The 1,418-nt window shown below is 73.8% G+C and carries 2 protein-coding genes; both read left to right on the forward strand.

What is annotated here, in order from left to right; translation table 11 throughout:
* The first annotated feature begins 46 nt into the window (after positions 1 to 46).
* Positions 47 to 1,159, forward strand: a complete 1,113-nt coding sequence (locus FNQ90_RS23140) for an alpha-ketoacid dehydrogenase subunit beta (protein ID WP_143623731.1) — start codon at positions 47 to 49, stop codon at positions 1,157 to 1,159.
* On the forward strand, positions 1,143 to 1,418 hold a 276-nt coding region (locus tag FNQ90_RS23145), incomplete at its 3' end, for a biotin/lipoyl-containing protein (RefSeq protein WP_323380138.1). The genes FNQ90_RS23140 and FNQ90_RS23145, both read left to right, overlap by 17 nt.

Here is a 1,418-nt window from a genome sequence, read left to right on the forward strand (position 1 = left end):
CCGCCGGCCGGGACGTGACCGCCGACGCCCCATCGGAGCGTGCCGCATGACCACCCGCACCGCCTCCGCCGCCGCGCCCGCCCCCACGGGGCCGCGCCCCGTCACCATGGCCGCAGCCCTCAACCGCGCGCTGCGCGACGCCCTCGCCGAGGACCCCGACGTCATCGTCATGGGCGAGGACGTCGGTACCCTGGGCGGCGTCTTCCGCATCACCGACGGTCTCGCCGCCGAGTTCGGGGAGGACCGCTGCTCCGACACCCCCCTCGCCGAGGCGGGCATCCTCGGCACCGCCGTCGGCATGGCCATGTACGGGATGCGTCCGGTGGTCGAGATGCAGTTCGACGCCTTCGCGTACCCCGCCTTCGAACAGCTCGTCTCGCACGTGGCCAAGATGCGCAACCGCACCTCCGGCGCCCTCAACCTGCCGCTGACCATCCGCATCCCCTACGGCGGCGGCATCGGCGGGGTCGAGCACCACAGCGACGCCTCCGAGATCTACTGGATGGCCACCCCCGGCCTGCACGTGGTCGCCCCCGCCGGCGTCGCCGACGCGTACGGCCTGCTGCGGCGCGCCATCGCCTCCGACGACCCCGTGGTGTTCCTTGAGCCCAAGCGGCTGTACTGGTCCAAGGACACCCTCGACCTGGACGCCCCGCCCGCCGTGGAGCCCTTCGGCCGCGCCGTGGTGCGTCGCCCCGGCACGTCCCTGACCCTCATCACCCACGGCACCGGCCTGCCGGTCTGTCTGGAGGCCGCCGAGGCCGCCCGCTCCGAGGGGTGGGACGTCGAGGTCGTCGATCTGCGCACCCTGGTGCCCTTCGACGACGAGACGGTGTGCGCCTCCGTGCGTCGCACCGGGCGCGCGGTGATCGTTCACGAGGCGTCCGGCTTCGCCGGCCCCGGCGCGGAGATCGCCGCCCGGATCACCGAGCGCTGCTTCCACCACCTGCACGCCCCCGTGCTGCGGGTCACCGGCTTCGACATCCCCTATCCGCCGCCCATGCAGGAACACCACCACCTGCCCGACACCGAGCGGATCCTGGACGCCATGGCGCGCCTGCAGTGGGAGGCGGAATACCGCGAGACCGGGGACGGCACGCCCGCCGGGCGTCCGACCGACCGACGCAACGGGGGTGACGGCCGTGGCCGAGGTGCGTGAATTCCTGCTGCCCGACCTCGGCGAGGGCCTGCCCGGCGCCGAGATCGTGCGCTGGCTGGTCGAGGTCGGCGACGCGGTCGCCGTCGACCAGCCGGTGGTGGAGGTCGAGACCGCCAAGGCGCAGGTCGAGGTGCCCTGCCCGTGGGCCGGCGTGATCACCGCCCGGCACGGCGCGGAGGGGGAGGAGGTGCCCGTGGGCACCCCGCTGGTGGCCGTGGCGGTGGAAGTCGCTCCCGGTGCTGTCTCTTATACACAACTG

The organism is Streptomyces alkaliphilus, from assembly GCF_014141535.1.
Classification (GTDB): Bacteria; Actinomycetota; Actinomycetes; order Streptomycetales; family Streptomycetaceae; genus Streptomyces; species Streptomyces alkaliphilus.